Source organism: Ruegeria meonggei, from assembly GCF_900172215.1.
GTDB lineage: Bacteria > Pseudomonadota > Alphaproteobacteria > Rhodobacterales > Rhodobacteraceae > Ruegeria > Ruegeria meonggei.
Map to the genome: position 1 here is coordinate 107755 of NZ_FWFP01000007.1, position 16084 is coordinate 123838.

Here is a 16084-nt window from a genome sequence, read left to right on the forward strand (position 1 = left end):
TTCGAATGGATGGGATTTTTTGACCTCAAGGGGGATGTACGATGCCTAAGAAGCTTTTATCAGCAACGCTCGCGACAGCTTGCGTCATTGCCGCAACTGCAACTGCGCAAACCTGGGAAGAAAATCTTGCGGCCGGTGCTGCAACAACAGAGCAGAACCATCTCAACGTGCCCTTCACGCAAATGAAGAATATGAAGACGGCCTTCAGTTCGCCCGGAAACTGGCCAATATTTGAGAACCGAGGGCCACTAGATCGTTCGCCTACGGACAAGCCGTCCAAAGTTCTGGTCATGGGAAGCGGTGACCCGAATCCCAACCCCTATCGTTATGGCCCGGCTCTGGCGGTAATCGTAAACGACTATCCCTATTTCATTGACGCTGGAGAAGGCTGGTGGCGCGCACTGGGTAAATCGGTTCAGTCTCAGGACGCAATGGATCTGGCAACGATCATGAACGTCCCGAACATCAAGTACATGTTCCTGACCCACCTGCACGAAGATCATACCGTTGGATTGCCGTCTTTCATTTTGAACCCGTTCAAATTCGGGTCGAACCTGGCCGTCGTCGACAAGAAAGTTTACGGCCCCGCCGGTGTCGACGAGATGATGGCCAGCATCAACGACGCATGGCGCATTGACCGCAACGAAATGGCACAAGGGTCGACAGTGCAGAAATTCGACGGCGCAACCGCAGTTGGGGTACCGGTCTGGCCACATGTTGACGTCAACGGACGTAAGATTTTCGAAGATGACAATGTTCTGGTCGAGGCCTTCCCGACAGCGCACGGGTTTTTAGAGAACACCCATGCCTACAGGTTTACGACCAAACCCGACGGCCGTGTTCTCGTCTTTGGCGGCGACGGGCACTACTCGGAAGGCCTGGTGAATGCAGCCAAAGATGCTGACTTGCTATTTATCGAGGGCATTACCCGCAAGAATATCAAGTACGCACCTTGGGGCGGTGACTCCGAGGAAGAAAAAGTGAAGGTCATCGGCGCCTACCACATGTTCCCCAGCGACATGAAGAAGTTACAAGATGACAGCGGCGTCAAAGGAATCGTCATGGTTCATGTGCAGAACTACAACAGCCCTGAAGACTTTGACCGGCTCAGCGTTCTGCAAGAGATGATCGGCGAAGGCGTGGTTAACATCTTGCAGGCTTCGGACGGCGACCTCTACTAAACACGATCAGCGCGCCAAAAACAGCTTGGTACCAATCCTCACAAAGTAAGGCCCCTGCTAGCGCTGGGGCCTTAGTCGCTCCCAAAACGGGTCCAACCTGAGACCGCCGGACACGTCGATGTGTGCTCCCCACTCTCAGGGTCACATCTGCTTTCTTGGTGTCTTTCCGCTTGCGCAACTGGCCTCGCACGATCACTTCTTGTCGCGCGCGGCCTTCTCTTCCTTGGTCAGTTTAGCGTTCCAGACATTCTTGCTCAGACCCAGCTCCGCAGGTGCGGGTTTGGTCTTGCCGACACTGACTTTGCCACCTTTATCCAGGAACTCCTGAATAAGGGCGTCATCCGTAGTTTCTTTGGGGACATGTTTCATGAAGGCGAGCCTAACCGCATCACACGCTCGGGGCAACGGTTGCAAGGCCCACCGAAGCGGACGGTTAATGAACCCGGTCTTGAATCATAAGGTTCGGATATCCAATCCATGCTCTGCTCCAGATTGCCAACGCCAGAAGCGGCAGAAGCGGCAGAAGCGGCAGAAGCGGCAGAAGTGTCAACACGCGGACCCAAACGGACCAAGGGTTTGCATGTCGCAGCCAAACCTCGTCCTTCATGCCCATGAGACGTTCGGAAAATCGCGCTATGTCCATCTGTGCAACTCCTAAATCCACCTCTCCGAAAATGGGAGGGGTCGGATTGGTTGTAGTGCACGACGAGGCACCGCCCCGCTCTTCAGTTGGTGGCCGTCTGGTATCTTATTTAAACCAAGGCTTCAGCCCAGGCAACGGGTTGGTCGTACATCAACATATGGGCGGCACCATCGATACGGGTAAAACTCTTCGCTGGAGCCGTAAGATGTTCGTAATACTCCTGTGCCAGATCTGCCGGTGTGTTCTGGTCTTCTGCTCCGGTTATGAAGTGGACCGGCAGATCTAGGACCGGGTGCGAGGTGAAGAGGTCGTATGCACCAACAATCTCAGGCTGTTCAATTGCTGTGCTCGATAGCTCAAGACCGCAGAGATAGTTCTTAAACTGTGCTTCCGTGTAGTAGGGGCTCCACCCTTCTAACACATAGGAGAGATAGCGATCCCATTGCTCTTCGGTGTGAAAGTCTCCAGCTCCATATTCTGCCAAAACTTCGCGCTGAACGGTGAGGCCTGCCTCATCAAGTGCATCGAACGGTTCAATCGCCTTGAGTTTCTACTGAGTTTCAACATCGCCGCGAGCTTCCGGCTCCGCGTTGGTCCCAATGGACAACAACAAAGCTCTTTTCCAGCAAGGGCGTTTGGAACAAATCGACCCAAGGTATCACGGTACCGCCCGGACCCCCGTGCAAAAATAGCAGGACCGGTTGGGACAAATCACAAGTGCGAATAAGTATCGTTTGCTCAATCCCGCCAAGAACAATTAATTCCTATGAAACGAAGCTTCCGAAACACTCTTTGGCTGCAACATCTTCGCCGCTGCGCGTCACGGAAATTTCTTGACGATCCTGGGCAAAAGACCATCCAGCAACGATGGCAGCACAGAATGTCAGTACTAAGAGACGGCGTTGTAGCTTGAATGAGTGCATGGTTCGCTGTCCATTGGGTTAATGCATTGTGGTTGCGTCTCGAATCTGTTGCGCCCTGAACTCAATACCTCAGGTAGAGATTGGGCTCGCGCTCGTGATATTCTGGGAGGCCAACATCGCGACGCACGTGATTAGATAGGAATGCCAGCTCGCCATGTTTGGGAAAACGCGGGGAAACAGGACCGCCCCTAAACGCTGGACGTTTCGGGACCACAAAAGAAAGATAGCCGAGCCAAGCTTTCACTTTAAGTGGTCTTAGGTGTAGCCGCTCATTCATTGGAGTTGATACTTTAGTCACCTGGCGCCTCGTCGGAATTTGAAGGCGGTAGAAAAATGGGGAACCGCTTGAAGTCCCCCGCCATTTTCCAATTCTCGAATGGCTACAGCTAGAACTTGTAAGACACCCGAAGCGCGACAGAGTCAGCCGTGATATCATCACCAGACGTGTCGTACGTGTCTCGTAGGTATTCAAGGCCAACCAGAACCCTGTCCGCCGCGCGATAGGTCACGCCAAAACCAGCAGAATAGCCGTCTTCGCTCTTGGAACCGCCATCAATGTTTGCGTAACCAATCAGGCCATAAAGGTATGTCCGGCCAAATACATGCCCACCTTTGAACTTCAGGCGTACAGTATCGACTTTCTCGGCTTTCCCTCCGGACTCGACCTCAGCGCCCGCGTCATAAGTAAGTTCACCACCAATTACGTAACCGTCAAAATCGTGAAGATAACCGGCATGGAGACCCAGAGCTGCATTTCCATTGTCGTTGTTGCCCTCGGAGACATCGATTGTGGATAGCTGCAAGCCCGCATTGAAACCGGTCCAGCTTTCATTTGCCAAGGACAAAGTCGGCATCACGGCTGCCAGTGTGATCATCGTGATAGTCTTCATTTAAAAGGTCCGTTCTTTTGATTGTACGGAAAGACCATCTGGACGCTGGGCATGCGTGATGCGCCAGTGGGAGTGATTTTCCGTTAGTGGGGGTATTGGAATTATTGTTTTCGGGTTTCCGTCCAGCCGTGATCCAGAACTTGGATTAGAGGATGGGTTTGGGCTTGCTGGTCATTTGAAGCAGTTTCCCTGATTGGTCATATCGGGCAGTGACCAGCACCCGGCGCGCATGTGCCACCTCTAGCGGGCCACCAACAACTTCCCAAAGCCCGAAGGTAAAAAGATCCAGTGTTCCATGACCTGCTGCTCGCGCCAGGTTCGGTTTTGTCCTGGGCTCAACATCATAGACAGCCACCCAGTCTCCATTGGCTTGTTGCTGCAATTCATCGGGTGAGCCCAACTGGCGTTCAACATTGAACCGGGTGGCCTCCTGGCTAACGACGCTCAGATCAGGGCCATCTCTGCCAGTCGCTGCCATGTTGGCGGCGCATCCGCTCAGAGCGGCACCAAAGATAAGCGCGGCGAACACTGAACGCACAAACTGACTGGAGGTCGCAATGCGTTGCATTGCTAACCATCGAACTCGACCTGCTTCAAAAGAGACTGGGTTCTTCGGCCCTATTGATTTATGGGTTTTTTTCATGGCCTTTCCATATCCTGATTGAATTGTGCGTTGCATTGGGGGCTTCTGCTTCAAGCAGTTTGTGATCAGAACCCCGAGCAGTTCGCGAATACCCGCCAGGCGAGACATTCGACGCAACTCGGATGGCGAAGTAATTCCACAGACAAGAGCATTCATGACATTCGATCCTGCATCGTACGCGCAACTCAACCGGGTCCGCAAAGCACTACCGCTTGCGGAGTTTGGCTGCGTAAACGCATCGTTAAATTCGGGTTGGCAGGTGAATTACATTGCTCTGCCAGGTGAGTCGGGGTACAAACCGACCATGGGTCTGTATTTGCAGACCGCCGGTCGGTTTGCAAGAGGAAAGTGTATGAAATCTACGAAGCGAAAGAACATGCCGCCCGAACAACGGCGTGCTCAGCTGCTGGGGTGCGCGCAGATGTTGTTCTTTTCCAAAGGCTTCGAGGATACGACCATACAAGATGTGCTTGATATGGCGAGCGTCTCAAAGGGCGGGTTTTATCATCACTTCAAATCTAAAGACGAGTTGTTGTTTGGCGTATTGGACGGAATGGCAGAGGGTGTATTTTCGCAGATGGCTGTTGTTGCCTCTGATGAGACCTCCTCTGCGCTCGACCTGTTGCACAGCTTTATCCACCTGCGGGCCAACTACTTACGTGAGCATGACTACCCTGGTCAGGTTGAATTTTTCCGGGTCATGAATCAGGACAAAAACATGGTTCTGCTTGAACAGTTCAAGCGCAGGGTCAGAACCGGTGCTATGCCCGTCCTGACCGGGATCATTCAGAAAGGCTGTGATGAGGGTACGTTTACTGTCGCAGATGTTGATACTGCCGCAGAACTAATTTTGTTCCTAAGCACCTTTATTGATCTCGCGCTGTTGCGCGCGATTGAGGCACGGGGAACTGAAACAGCCGATCATGCCGCAGAGAAATTGCAGGCGGCAATCGACATGCAGTTTCTCACACTCGACAGAGTTTTGGGCCTACCTGACGGGACAACGGATTTCGGCTGGCCAGAAGCAGTGGAGGTTACCATGGCAACTGTGCCCGCAACTCCTCCATCGGCAAACTAATCTGGTCTAGACAGCGATTACCTCGCGGAGCATTCGGTAAAAAGGGCTGGCCACTGACATTCTCCGCAACACGCGTCAGCGCCGTTTCCCGAAGCCGTCGGACATTGGCGTAGGTCGCAGCGTCAAGAACATTGGTCTCGATGCTGACCTCGGTGCCGTTGCAGCAAAGCCCCCTTAAGCTGCGCAAGCCATACCGAAAGTATCCGCGCCCGAACAGTTGGGATTGCACAGTCAGGTGCCTTGAGGCACGGTGCGGCTCAACCTGGAAGGATGTTCATGGCAGCCGCAAGACCTACCAACCCGTGGCTCATATTGCTGGGCCTTGCGCTTGGCGTCAGCATATCCAACGCCTTTGGTCGCTTTGCATACGGACTAATCCTACCATCAATGAAAAGTAGCCTTGGCTGGAGTCTCACTCAATCCGGTTGGCTTAATACCGCCAATTCGATTGGCTACATAGTGGGTTCGATTCTAACGCTTTTACTAATCCGGCATTTTTCTCCGTCGCGGTTGTTTGCAAGCGGAACTGTGGCGACCGCACTGTGCCTTTTGGCGACCGGGTTTGATGAGAGCCTCGTGTTTCAAACTGCTTGTCGTACTTTGGTGGGGTTGTTTGGTGCTCTTTCCTTTGTGTCCGGCGGCGTACTGGCAGCATCGCTGTTCCAAAGCCACGCCCGAAAGAATGCGCTGGCCATCGCCTTATACTTTGGCGGTGGCGGTGGGTTTGGTATCGCGTTATGCGGCGCAACCCTTCCGACTATGCTTGACGCATTCGGACCACAATATTGGGACTGGGCCTGGATCGGGGTCGGATTGGCAGCCCTGGTCATTTGCCCATTTTCGGTTTGGGCTTCCACAGAATTGAACGAAACCGAGCACGACGCCGCGCTTCCTTCCATCCCACCGGTGCGCAGAATGCTTGGCCAACTCGGTGGGTACGCGCTGTTCGGGTTGGGTTACATTGTCTACGTCACATTTATCTCTGTCTGGATGAAGGAGCAGCATTCCAGTGTCCTGTTGACCACCGCAACGTGGATGGTTCTTGGGTTCAGTATTATGGCGTCTCCTTTTGTTTGGCGCGGGGTGCTGGCTCGCTTTTCATCCGGAATGCCATTAGCGCTGATTTTAAGCGGAGTTGCACTAGGTTCAGCCCTGCCGATCTTGGTTCCATCCGGATATGGATTGATTTTATCGGCACTCGTGTTCGGACTTTCGGTGTTTATGCCGCCTACTGCTGTAACCAGCTTTGTCCGCCAGAATGTGGAACAACCGGACTGGGGTGCAACCATAAGCTTTTTTACCGTGATATTCGCCATCTCACAGGCATTAGGGCCGATCGGTGCCGGTGTCATCGGGGACATAACCGGAGAAATCGGAGATAGCCTCGTCGTGGCTTCTGCGGTCCTGCTGGTAGGTGCCCTATGTGCTGCGATGCAAAAGCCGCTCATACGTGAGGCGGCGAAACCGTCTTAATCAGAACCACGCTCGGATCCCGTCTCTCATTCCTCACAACAGGTTCCATGGGTTCTGAATGCATAAGGAGAAGCCTCCTGGTCACTCTAACCCGGGTCAGCTTCAGGCGATCTCCTCATAGTGCGGGGTCCAGAACTTCGCATTTATCGCCGCTTTCAAATCATCGCCTGTGGATTTCGGCGCAACCCCGTCCAGCTGTGCCTGTTGACCAACGGCAAATGCGATAGCTTTGCTGACTTCGCGAATGTTCCCCACATCAGACAGCAAGCTGGCTGTGCGATCGGACTTCGCCGGTGACAATGTGGCCAGCGCCTCGGCGGCGGCCATGAACATTCCGTCAGTGACGCGGCGCGCGCGCGCCGCCAGCACGCCCAGCCCCATACCGGGGAATATGTAAGAGTTGTTGCATTGCGCGACATGGTGGGTCTGACCGTTGTAGACAACAGGATCAAACGGGCTTCCGGTGGCAACCATTGCGTGACCATCTGACCAATGGATAATATCTGCGGGCACGGCCTCAATTCGCGATGTAGGGTTCGAAAGCGGCAACACAACTGGATGATCTGTGTGAGCCGCCATCGCACGAATGATCTCTTCCGAGAACAAGCCCGCCTGACCACTGACACCAACCAAAATGTTGGGTTTGGCGCGATTAATCACATCCAGCAGTGAAATTTCACCATCGGACCAGCTCCTCACTTTAGTGAAGGGTTGGACAATTTGCATTTGGAACGGCAGAAGGTCCGTCATCGCATCGGTTAGCAATCCGTTCCGGTCCACCATGTAGATGCGCTCGCGCGCATCGGTCTCGGACAACCCTTGGCGAACCATGAGTTGCACCAATTGTTCGGCGATACCCACCCCGGCAGATCCCGCTCCAAGAAAGGCGATGGATGCGTCTTTTAACGGAATGCCCGTGACATTAGAGGCGGCCAGCAAGGTGCCCGCTGTTACTGCCGCCGTGCCTTGAATGTCGTCATTGAATGTACAGAGCTGATCGCGATACTGCGCAAGCAAGGGTGCCGCATGTTGCTGAGCAAAATCCTCGAATTGGAGCAATACATCCGGCCACTTGCGCTTAACCGCCTGTACAAAAAGATCGACAAATTCAAAGTATTCATCCCCGCTGACGCGTTCATTCCGCCAGCCGACATAGAGGGCATCTTCCAGCCGTTCCTGATTGTTGGTGCCAACATCCAGTACCACCGGGAGCGTTACAGACGGGCTTATTCCGCCCGCAGCGGTATAAAGCGAGAGCTTTCCGATCGGAATTCCCATTCCGCCCGCGCCTTGATCGCCCAAACCCAAAATCCGCTCTCCATCGGTGACAACTATGGCCTCGACAGAGGGCAGGATGGTATTCTCAAGAATGTCATCGATCTGGTCTCGCTCGGGATAAGAAATGATCAAACCGCGCGGGTGATCGTATATCTCACTGAACCTTTTGCAGGCGTCACCCACAACCGGTGTGTAAATTATCGGCATCATCTCGGTTAGATGTCGAACCAAAAGGGCGTAAAATAAAACTTCGTTATCATCCTGCAGGCCACGCAGATAGACATGCTTATCCAGCGGTGTCTCTTCACGCGCAAAGGCGGCATAGACACGGTCTATCTGGGTTTCGAGCGTTTCGATGTGTGGCGAAAGAAGACCCAGCAATCCAAGCTTTTCTCGTTCGTGTAGAGAAAAGGCAGTACCTTTGTTCAGGAGTGGGTTTGTCACGTACTGTAAATTTTCAGGACCGGAATCGACCATAGGCTGCCCTTTCGGATCGGCACGCACTGGTTGCACGCGTCTGTCCGATAAAGTCAGCATTATAAGACGGCAATTGCAACGGACTTAGGAGACGAGTGCATTTAACCATCTTGCATGGAAGTGTCTAAGTATCATTACTCTCTGCTTTTAGGATGCTGTCTGCCGAAGTGCCCGCAGACAGATTGGCGTCTGAAAATGATCTGGTTTCTGGAAGTTCAAGATGCAGAGAAGACGTATGATCAATTTCAATTCGACCGCTATTCAGAGTATAGTCCAGGACGTGCCCTCCTTTGCTCAGGTCGGCGGAAATAAATTGTAGGTGGTAGCCCGGGACACCAATCCCGACGGCATAATCCGGGCACCGAAAACCCAGAATTGTCCCCTCGACGTTGTTCAGCTCAAATTCAGCCTGCGTTTTTACGACCTCCAGCAGAGGTTTGTATGGCTTCTCCTGCCGTAGAACGTTTCTGTACTTTATGTGTTTAATGTTGCCGATAAAACGAACGGCATAGAACAGATTTCTTGCCTCCGCCAAAGCATCAAGCTGGGCCTCAAGAGCATCCTTTTGTGTTTCTGTGTCCAAAGATCGAATAACCGCTGGTTCGAAATTGATGACGCCAGCATAAGGTGTCAGAGCATTGTTGCTTGCTACCGAAGCATTGCCATCCCCGTCGAGGCGATAGGCAACGCCATCCAACACAATCATTTCTCCATCGAGCGCATTGAACGTGCCCAGGCCGAAGTTTCCATGTTCCAGCAGCTGTTCGATGGAAACAGTCCCGTCGTAAACGCCCTGCACGACAGCGCTCAGCAACGAAGCCTGGTAATACTCATGCGCATGTTTTTCGGATTGGAAACCCTGCTCCCTGGAATGGCTGGCCAGGGCCGTTGCAAAAGTAAGCTCTTTATCTTGTCGCATGCAGTTTCACCAATCCGTCTGCCTGGATTATAGATTTCCCGCTATTCGAGACTGTCGTGCTTTTTAGTATCGCGTGCCTATCGAGATCGGGCAACACAGGAGATCAATTGATAATTTACAGCTTCGTAGAGATCGCTAAGTTGCAATTCATGTTTGATAGTAAGCATTCCCAAAGTTTATCTAGACGCTTCACTCACGGCCCTTTACCGACATTCAAAATTATGTGTTGATGCTTCAGACGCAGCCCGCATAGCCGCCACTCGCTGCTCGTGCTCGACTTCGGTGATGGTCGAGGTCAGGACCGTAGTCAATGCATCGTCTCGCTGCTGCTGAAAACCTGCACGATCGACGCTCGCACCTTTCTGCGTTCCCAGCAAAACAATGCCCTTGAAGAACTTCCGAGGAGCACTCGGAAGTGCCCCTCTTTGTTCAATCTTATTGGTAATGCCTGTGCGTTTTCATCCACAGCAATAGAGCAGAGTTCCAAATGGAGAGACATGAGCCCCTACGTAGTTATGCTCTCATTCCAGTATGGGTTTTCATGCACAGTGCAACATCTGTCAAAATGGACTCATTGCAGACCCAAGAATCAATGCGGCAAAGGCCCCTGCCCCGCCAATAGCTGATCACGAGGACGGCCCATTGTTGCCGTTCAAACAAACCCCAAGCGCTGCTGTGCGGCCCGTCGAAGCTGCCGTTCGCTGCTGGTACAAGATTTAGCTCAGTCTGCACTCAATATGTGCTGACGAAGCGAACCCTTCAAACGCGTACCTTCGTGGCTGCCTTCAGCTCATGTGACTAAAGATTGTTGTGATTGCGCTTGTACAATCCTACGTTTCTTCAGACTTTTCTGGAGAAAAAACGATGCCAAAGGTAAGCGAACGACCAAACGTTATTTTGATCCTCGCTGATGATTTGGGTTTTGCGGATCTTGGCGTTACGGGCTCCGAAATCAAGACGCCTAACATTGATGCGCTCGCTCGCGACGGCACCATGTTGTCAGCCATGTACAATTGCGCCAGATGTTGCCCGACCCGCGCGTCGTTGCTGACCGGGTTGTATCCTCACAACGCAGGCGTTGGTCACATGGGGGCCAATCTTGGCACGCCCGCCTATCAAGGGTTCTTGCGCAACGACAGCGCCACGATTGCAGAGCACCTCAGAGCGAACGGCTACCGAACGCTGATGTCCGGGAAATGGCATGTCGCGGGGGATTTCATGGCCCGCGAGGTCGACAGTTGGCGCGTTGGCGATGTCGAGCACCCAACACCACGTCAGCGCGGGTTTGACCGCTTTTATGGCATTGTCGATGGCGTCACACATTTCTTTTCGCCGCACTACATGTTGGAAGACGATAGCCGGGTCGAGACCTTCCCCAATGATTTCTATTTCACCGACGCGATCACCGACAAAGCGGTCGGCATGATCGAAGAAACGCCCGAAGATCAGCCGTTCTTTCTCTATCTGGCACATACTGCCCCGCATTGGCCTCTTCACGCGCATGAAGAAGACATCGCCCGATACGACGGAGTCTATAACGCCGGGTGGGACGCCACTCGCACTGCGCGGCACGAGACGATGAATGCCATGGGGCTGTTCCAGACCAACTGGGACATTTCACCGCGCGATGACCAGGTTCACCCGTGGACTGCAGAGAAAAACACGGACTGGGAAGCCCGGAAAATGGCGACCTATGCCGCAATGGTCGACCGGATGGATCAGTCCATTGGCCGTCTGATCGCCGAGCTGAAACGCATGGACAGGTTCGACAACACGCTGATCTTGTTTCTGTCCGACAACGGTGGTTGTGCCGAGTTCATGGCCGAAGATGGTTGGGTCAAGTTCTTCCCAGACACCACCTCCGACGGTCGCAAGATCGAGATGGGCAATCGCCCCGACGTTATGCCTGGTAGTGCACTGACCTATCAAAGCTATGACAAACCTTGGGCCAATGTTTCCAACGCGCCATTTCGACTGTTCAAGCATTACGTGCACGAAGGTGGGATATCGACGCCACTGGTCGCGCATTGGCCCAAAGGGTTCAAAACCCGAAACACGGCCCATGCTGCCTGTCACGTTGTGGATATTCTGCCGACCATCCTTGAGGCGACAGGGTGCACATATCAAGACGAGGTTGGAGGGCACAAAATCCAGCCTATGCAGGGTGAATCCCTGCTTTCCTTGCTCAGAGGAAAAGACTGGGGACGCGAGCAACCAATCTTCTTCGAACATGAAGGAAACGCAGCAATTCGCCTCGGGCAATTCAAACTGGTGCGTCAATTTTCGCAAGATTGGGAGCTTTACGATATGGAGACAGACCGTACGGAATTGAACAATCTGGCTGGCACATCTCCGACGCTTGAGGCGGATTTGAAAGGCCAATACCTTTCGTGGGCAGCACAATCCGGGGTTTTGGATTGGGAGATTGCACTCCCGAAGTTACTGGACGCCTGGAAGATTGAGACTGCAGAGGGCTAGTCCCAAACCTAATCCCGGTTATTCGGCCCTACCGGACATTGGCCCAACCTTAAAATTTCTGCGTTAGCGTCTGCCTTGCCGCCATTCGCTGCAGAAGCAGCACCCTGAACTAAAAGAGCTCACGCTCACTGGACCTCCACCACCATTTTAGGTTTCGCTCGTTCAGCATGTTGAGATCCCGAAAACCGGACATTCAGCACCGGACTGAAAATGGCTGATGAGTGGACAAAGCGCTCACCGCCATTTCAGCTCGCTAGCGCACAAATCATCCTACAGCGGTTAAGCCCAGCCGAGTTGCTTTAACGAGTGACCGTCATTCCAAATCTTGGTCATGTGCCGAATTTTTTCGCCTTCGAACTCCATCGCATAGACGTAATCGGCCGCAACCTTATTTCCGGTCGCTGGCACGGGCCCGTCTACCGAGTGGGTACCGTGAAATACGGCAAATGCAGTTACGACGCCACGATCTGCATCAGTCGAGAATGACTTTAGCTCGTAATGACCATCTGGAATTGGTGTCAGCAAACCCTTCATCCAATCCGCATAACCCTCCAGAGTAGATATGTCAGCTAACGCATCGGCCTGAGCTGAGAAAGTAGCGCCTTGATGGCAACAGCCTTTGCACCTTTCCCAACCCTTACCAGTCTCGCAAGCTTCAAAAAATTCTCGTGCGGTCGTTTCGATTGACATAGTTTCTCCCCCCAAAGAAGTTGGTCATTCATTCAGCTTTTCGACAGAGCAGTGTGGCGAGTGTACAGCAAAGTCGGTCGTATGCCTAAAAAACTCAAGCCGACACATTGCTAACATGCCGATGGGAACGGCGAATGCTGGATATTGCAAAGACTGCTTTGGGCTCGGAGCCGTTGCAGCTAAGCCCCCTGCCCCGCCAATTGCTGATCACGTGGACGGCCCTTACCCGACATTCATTGCACCCACTACCGCCGCAGCGCAGCTATCGTATTGCGGCAATTCGCTGCAGGAACCTATATTCAAAGCAAATAGTCGGACAATGACGACCGGCCAACTCGGAAGGCCGAGTGCAGTCGGGCGGTATTAAGATCGGCGCTAAAGATCTCCCGAAAATCTCTGTTTAGGCCCTTTCACCGTATACTGCAGCAACCGTCTTTTTCCTCGTCACTCGCTCACACCTTGCTTTAGCAGGAACTGGTTCTTAAAATTCTTCAGCCCTGGCATGACGTCGGCGTTGGCAATATCGTCGCTTGCGTGGATTTCCTGTTCAAGAAATTCCTTTAATGCGTCACGGTCGTCGCTGACGAGTTCGATGATCAGGTCATAACGGCCCGCAACCCATAGGATGAAAACGACTCGAGGGTTATTTTCAAGCCGCTCCGCCACCTGGCGCGGGGTCACTCCAACAGCCACATTCAGCCCGATCATCGCATCGGTGGTGTATTCCGTAGCCACCGGATCCGACATCGCGACGATCCGCAACATGTTGTTGTCTCGCAGACCGCTCACACGGTTGCGGATGGTTCCTTCGGACACATTCAACTGCTGCGCAATTTCCGAAAAAGCCATCCGACCATCTTGCTGCAACAGCCGGATGATCTGCTGGTTCAAGTCATCCTTTGGAGATCGAATGCTCTGATTGGCGCTCGTGTTCGATTGCTTTTTGACTGCCATATACCTGATGCTCGATTGTTGTATTCGTAACTGAGATTAGGTGAGAGCATCGAAATCCGCAAATATTCGTTGGGATTTCTCTGGAAGAAAGTGCGGAAAACGACATCCTACGATCCCAACACCGCAGACTTCGAGTGCCATATTGCGGGATCGTCGCCGAATTATTTGTATTATCCCGCTGAAATTACGTATTTCACTGCCAGCGCGACCAAATTGTTCGAAATTCGCATCACAGTGCCGCTTTTTGACCAGATTACTTCTGATTCTTGCTCCAGAATTTCGAATTACAACGGATATCGAAAAATCAACGGCCAAAATGCGCGATATTCGTAGATGGTAATTCCAGACCCGGCGCGGCGGGACAAAGCCTGCAAACAGGCCATCCGCGAGAAACGGTAAAAACCATGCGCAAACCGTTGGACCGACGGGTGCAGGTGGCAGTGTCGAAGGGAGGACAAATGACTATTGCCGAAGAAAGAGCTCAGGCTGTTGGCGGGCCTCAGCACGGGCTGACCGCTGAGGCGTATCGCAGCAAAGAGTTCTGGGAGCGGGAATGCCAGACGGTCCTGGCCAAGAACTGGGTATTCATCGGGTTTGCGCATCAGATGGCAAACCCCGGCGACGCTCATCCGGTCACATGCGCAAACTTGCCACTGTTGGCGGTGCGCGGTCGTGATGGCGACATCCAGGTTTTTCACAACGTTTGCCTGCACCGGTGCATGACATTGGTCGACAAGCCCAAGAACGTCGGCAAGCTGATCCGCTGCCCCTATCATGCTTGGGCTTATGACCTGGATGGCCGCCTGCGGGCTGCGCCGCATTTTGCCGGAACCGGCAAACAGGAATTCGACGGCTTTGACATCAAAAAGCACCGGCTGAAGCCCGTGCGCACCCATGTCTGGCATGATTGGATTTTCGTCAATCTTGATGGGAATGCGCCTGATTTCGAAGAATATGCCGCGCCATTGATCAGCCGGCTGGAGGGGATGGATTTCACCAGAGTGGAACCAATTGGCCTACTCGACTTTGGTGAGATTGGCACCAACTGGAAGCTGATCATGGAGAACTTTATCGAGCCCTACCATGTCCAGTTTGTCCATGCCTCAACCACTGATCAACCATTGGAAAACCACTATACTATCACCGATGGCACCTGCATCGGCAGCGCGGTGGATCTGAACGAAGAGTTGGGCACATCCGGCAGTCTGGGCGTCAGCTCTCGCTATCTGACCCTGTACCCCAATTTCATTCTGGGCCGCTATTTTCCGGATCAGCTGGGCGTCTATCTGAACGTACCCATCGGCCCCGGAAAAATGCGCCAGTACCGAGCACTTTACACGACAGAAGGTCAGGAGCTGAGCGCCGAGGAAATACAAGCCCTCAGAAACCTTTGGTGGGATGTCCACAAGGAAGATCACGAGATGGTTGTACGCATGTTTGAGGGCCGCAAATCCCCAGTCGCCGAGGATGGAGGCCTGTTGTCGCCTGCCTGGGAGGACAGCGTGCGCGCCTTCCAGGATCTGATCGAACGCGACGTGGCCGGTGCTTAAGCAAGAAGGAACAATATCGATGAATAAGTCCATATCCAAAGGGTTTCGTCTGGCCCATACGATGATGCGGGTCACCGACATGGAGAAGTCACTGGATTTCTATTGCGGAATTCTGGGTATGGAAGTGCAGCGGCGCACGGACTACCCCGAAGGCAAATTCACCAATACCTTTATCGGCTATGGGCCCGAGGCCGAGTTTCCCACGCTGGAGCTGACCGCCAATTGGGATCAGGGCACGCCTTATGACAAAGGCGACGGCTGGGGTCACATCTGCATCGAAACGCCAGATGTTTATGCCGCGTGCGAACAGCTGGCTGCGGCGGGAGTAAACATCACCCGCCCACCGGGGCCAATGAAAAACGGCACAAGGGTCATCGCCTTTTGCGAGGACCCCGACGGTTACAAGGTCGAATTGAACGAATCCATACTGAAACATCTGGCACAGGAAGGCTGACCAAATGGGTGACACACCTCAACTTTTCAAATTCGATCTGGTTCAAAATCGCTACGACTCGATGGGGAACAGCGACACTTACATCAAACCAATGGTGACCAGCGAATTCAGCAAGTCCATGTGCGGTGGCATCAACGTCCTGAACAACATCAAGGTGCCGTGGGATCTGACCTGCGACGAGATCATTTATTGCCTTGAGGGTACATTCCGACTGGTTTGCGATGGCAAAAGCTATGTTTGCAATCGTGGTGATGTGCTGTTTGTCCCGAAGGACAACCACATTTCCTACGAGTCGGACGGCAAATGCGTGATCTTCTATGCCGCCTACCCTCACAACTGGAAGCAGCTTGCCGGGATCACGCAGGTTCCGGGCATCGACCCTGACGATTTTGTCCCCGGCTGAACATCTTAACCGCTGCGCGACAGAACAACCGAAACCAACACCAACACGGA

At 53.1% G+C, this 16084-nt stretch carries 16 protein-coding genes; 7 read left to right on the forward strand and 9 right to left on the reverse strand.

What is annotated here, in order from left to right; all coding sequences use genetic code 11:
• Positions 1-41: 41 nt before the first annotated feature.
• Positions 42-1181, forward strand: a complete 1140-nt coding sequence (locus RUM8411_RS13010) for an MBL fold metallo-hydrolase (protein ID WP_085823148.1) — start codon at positions 42-44, stop codon at positions 1179-1181.
• Positions 1182-1373: 192 nt separating this feature from the next.
• Here RUM8411_RS13010 and RUM8411_RS22840 read toward each other — a convergent pair whose 3' ends face one another.
• The 5 genes from RUM8411_RS22840 to RUM8411_RS22540 all read right to left on the reverse strand — a co-directional run bounded on the left by RUM8411_RS22840 (position 1374) and on the right by RUM8411_RS22540 (position 4436).
• Positions 1374-1550 (reverse strand): hypothetical protein, encoded by a 177-nt coding sequence (locus tag RUM8411_RS22840; RefSeq protein ID WP_200818576.1) that lies wholly within the window; start codon positions 1548-1550, stop codon positions 1374-1376.
• 64 nt (positions 1551-1614) lie between these two features.
• Entirely contained in the window at positions 1615-1824 is a 210-nt protein-coding gene (locus tag RUM8411_RS23200) for a DUF6653 family protein (protein WP_085823149.1), read from the reverse strand.
• Between the two features lie 109 nt (positions 1825-1933).
• Entirely contained in the window at positions 1934-2308 is a 375-nt protein-coding gene (locus RUM8411_RS13020) for an alpha/beta fold hydrolase (RefSeq protein WP_085823150.1), read from the reverse strand.
• Between the two features lie 825 nt (positions 2309-3133).
• Positions 3134-3637 carry an outer membrane protein gene (locus tag RUM8411_RS13025; RefSeq protein ID WP_085823151.1) on the reverse strand — a complete coding sequence of 168 codons (504 nt, stop codon included), beginning with the start codon at positions 3635-3637 and terminating at the stop codon, positions 3134-3136.
• A 145-nt stretch (positions 3638-3782) separates the two neighbouring features.
• Positions 3783-4436, reverse strand: coding sequence for a hypothetical protein (locus RUM8411_RS22540; RefSeq protein ID WP_143534896.1), 654 nt, complete (start codon positions 4434-4436; stop codon positions 3783-3785).
• Here RUM8411_RS22540 and RUM8411_RS13035 point away from each other — a divergent pair.
• Positions 4435-5358, forward strand: a complete 924-nt coding sequence (locus RUM8411_RS13035) for a TetR/AcrR family transcriptional regulator (RefSeq protein ID WP_085823153.1) — start codon at positions 4435-4437, stop codon at positions 5356-5358. The two genes, RUM8411_RS22540 and RUM8411_RS13035, sit on opposite strands and share 2 nt — an antisense overlap.
• Positions 5359-5634: 276 nt before the next feature.
• Positions 5635-6831, forward strand: coding sequence for a YbfB/YjiJ family MFS transporter (locus tag RUM8411_RS13040; RefSeq protein ID WP_234995222.1), 1197 nt, complete (start codon positions 5635-5637; stop codon positions 6829-6831).
• Positions 6832-6933: 102 nt separating this feature from the next.
• Here RUM8411_RS13040 and RUM8411_RS13045 read toward each other — a convergent pair whose 3' ends face one another.
• Both RUM8411_RS13045 and budA read right to left on the reverse strand, forming a co-directional pair.
• Positions 6934-8646 carry an NAD-dependent malic enzyme gene (locus RUM8411_RS13045; RefSeq protein WP_306372848.1) on the reverse strand — a complete coding sequence of 571 codons (1713 nt, stop codon included), beginning with the start codon at positions 8644-8646 and terminating at the stop codon, positions 6934-6936.
• A 64-nt stretch (positions 8647-8710) separates the two neighbouring features.
• Positions 8711-9505 (reverse strand): acetolactate decarboxylase, encoded by a 795-nt coding sequence (budA, locus tag RUM8411_RS13050; RefSeq protein ID WP_085823156.1) that lies wholly within the window; start codon positions 9503-9505, stop codon positions 8711-8713.
• Between the two features lie 864 nt (positions 9506-10369).
• Between budA and RUM8411_RS13055 the strand changes: the two genes are divergently transcribed.
• Positions 10370-11983 carry an arylsulfatase gene (locus RUM8411_RS13055; RefSeq protein WP_085823157.1) on the forward strand — a complete coding sequence of 538 codons (1614 nt, stop codon included), beginning with the start codon at positions 10370-10372 and terminating at the stop codon, positions 11981-11983.
• Between the two features lie 279 nt (positions 11984-12262).
• On the opposite strand, the gene RUM8411_RS13060 is transcribed toward RUM8411_RS13055, so the two are convergent.
• The gene (locus tag RUM8411_RS13060; RefSeq protein ID WP_085823158.1) at positions 12263-12673 is read right to left on the reverse strand and encodes an ester cyclase; all 411 of its coding nucleotides are present in this window, start codon (positions 12671-12673) and stop codon (positions 12263-12265) included.
• Positions 12674-13117: 444 nt separating this feature from the next.
• Positions 13118-13627, reverse strand: a complete 510-nt coding sequence (locus RUM8411_RS13065; RefSeq protein ID WP_234995223.1) for an Lrp/AsnC family transcriptional regulator — start codon at positions 13625-13627, stop codon at positions 13118-13120.
• Positions 13628-14085: 458 nt separating this feature from the next.
• On the opposite strand from RUM8411_RS13065, the gene RUM8411_RS13075 reads away from it, so the two are divergent.
• From RUM8411_RS13075 to RUM8411_RS13085, 3 genes are read left to right on the forward strand one after another with little or no spacing between them, the layout of a single operon-like run.
• Entirely contained in the window at positions 14086-15177 is a 1092-nt protein-coding gene (locus RUM8411_RS13075) for an aromatic ring-hydroxylating oxygenase subunit alpha (protein ID WP_085823160.1), read from the forward strand.
• Between the two features lie 19 nt (positions 15178-15196).
• Positions 15197-15631, forward strand: coding sequence for a lactoylglutathione lyase (gene gloA / locus RUM8411_RS13080; RefSeq protein WP_085823161.1), 435 nt, complete (start codon positions 15197-15199; stop codon positions 15629-15631).
• Between the two features lie 4 nt (positions 15632-15635).
• Positions 15636-16034, forward strand: a complete 399-nt coding sequence (locus RUM8411_RS13085) for a cupin domain-containing protein (RefSeq protein ID WP_085823162.1) — start codon at positions 15636-15638, stop codon at positions 16032-16034.
• Positions 16035-16084 lie beyond the last annotated feature (50 nt).

Bases quoted from the DNA above. Each gene is read 5' to 3' on its own strand.
- gloA (WP_085823161.1), top strand. From the start codon at position 15,197: ATGAATAAGTCCATATCCAAAGGGTTTCGTCTGGCCCATACGATGATG.
- RUM8411_RS13085 (WP_085823162.1), top strand. From the start codon at position 15,636: ATGGGTGACACACCTCAACTTTTCAAATTCGATCTGGTTCAAAATCGC.
- RUM8411_RS13025 (WP_085823151.1), bottom strand. From the start codon at position 3,637: ATGAAGACTATCACGATGATCACACTGGCAGCCGTGATGCCGACTTTG.
- RUM8411_RS23200 (WP_085823149.1), bottom strand. From the start codon at position 1,824: ATGGACATAGCGCGATTTTCCGAACGTCTCATGGGCATGAAGGACGAG.
- RUM8411_RS13065 (WP_234995223.1), bottom strand. From the start codon at position 13,627: ATGGCAGTCAAAAAGCAATCGAACACGAGCGCCAATCAGAGCATTCGA.
- RUM8411_RS13075 (WP_085823160.1), top strand. From the start codon at position 14,086: ATGACTATTGCCGAAGAAAGAGCTCAGGCTGTTGGCGGGCCTCAGCAC.
- RUM8411_RS13040 (WP_234995222.1), top strand. From the start codon at position 5,635: ATGGCAGCCGCAAGACCTACCAACCCGTGGCTCATATTGCTGGGCCTT.
- RUM8411_RS22840 (WP_200818576.1), bottom strand. From the start codon at position 1,550: ATGAAACATGTCCCCAAAGAAACTACGGATGACGCCCTTATTCAGGAG.
- RUM8411_RS13010 (WP_085823148.1), top strand. From the start codon at position 42: ATGCCTAAGAAGCTTTTATCAGCAACGCTCGCGACAGCTTGCGTCATT.
- RUM8411_RS13055 (WP_085823157.1), top strand. From the start codon at position 10,370: ATGCCAAAGGTAAGCGAACGACCAAACGTTATTTTGATCCTCGCTGAT.
- RUM8411_RS22540 (WP_143534896.1), bottom strand. From the start codon at position 4,436: ATGAATGCTCTTGTCTGTGGAATTACTTCGCCATCCGAGTTGCGTCGA.
- RUM8411_RS13045 (WP_306372848.1), bottom strand. From the start codon at position 8,646: ATGCTGACTTTATCGGACAGACGCGTGCAACCAGTGCGTGCCGATCCG.
- RUM8411_RS13035 (WP_085823153.1), top strand. From the start codon at position 4,435: ATGACATTCGATCCTGCATCGTACGCGCAACTCAACCGGGTCCGCAAA.
- RUM8411_RS13060 (WP_085823158.1), bottom strand. From the start codon at position 12,673: ATGTCAATCGAAACGACCGCACGAGAATTTTTTGAAGCTTGCGAGACT.
- budA (WP_085823156.1), bottom strand. From the start codon at position 9,505: ATGCGACAAGATAAAGAGCTTACTTTTGCAACGGCCCTGGCCAGCCAT.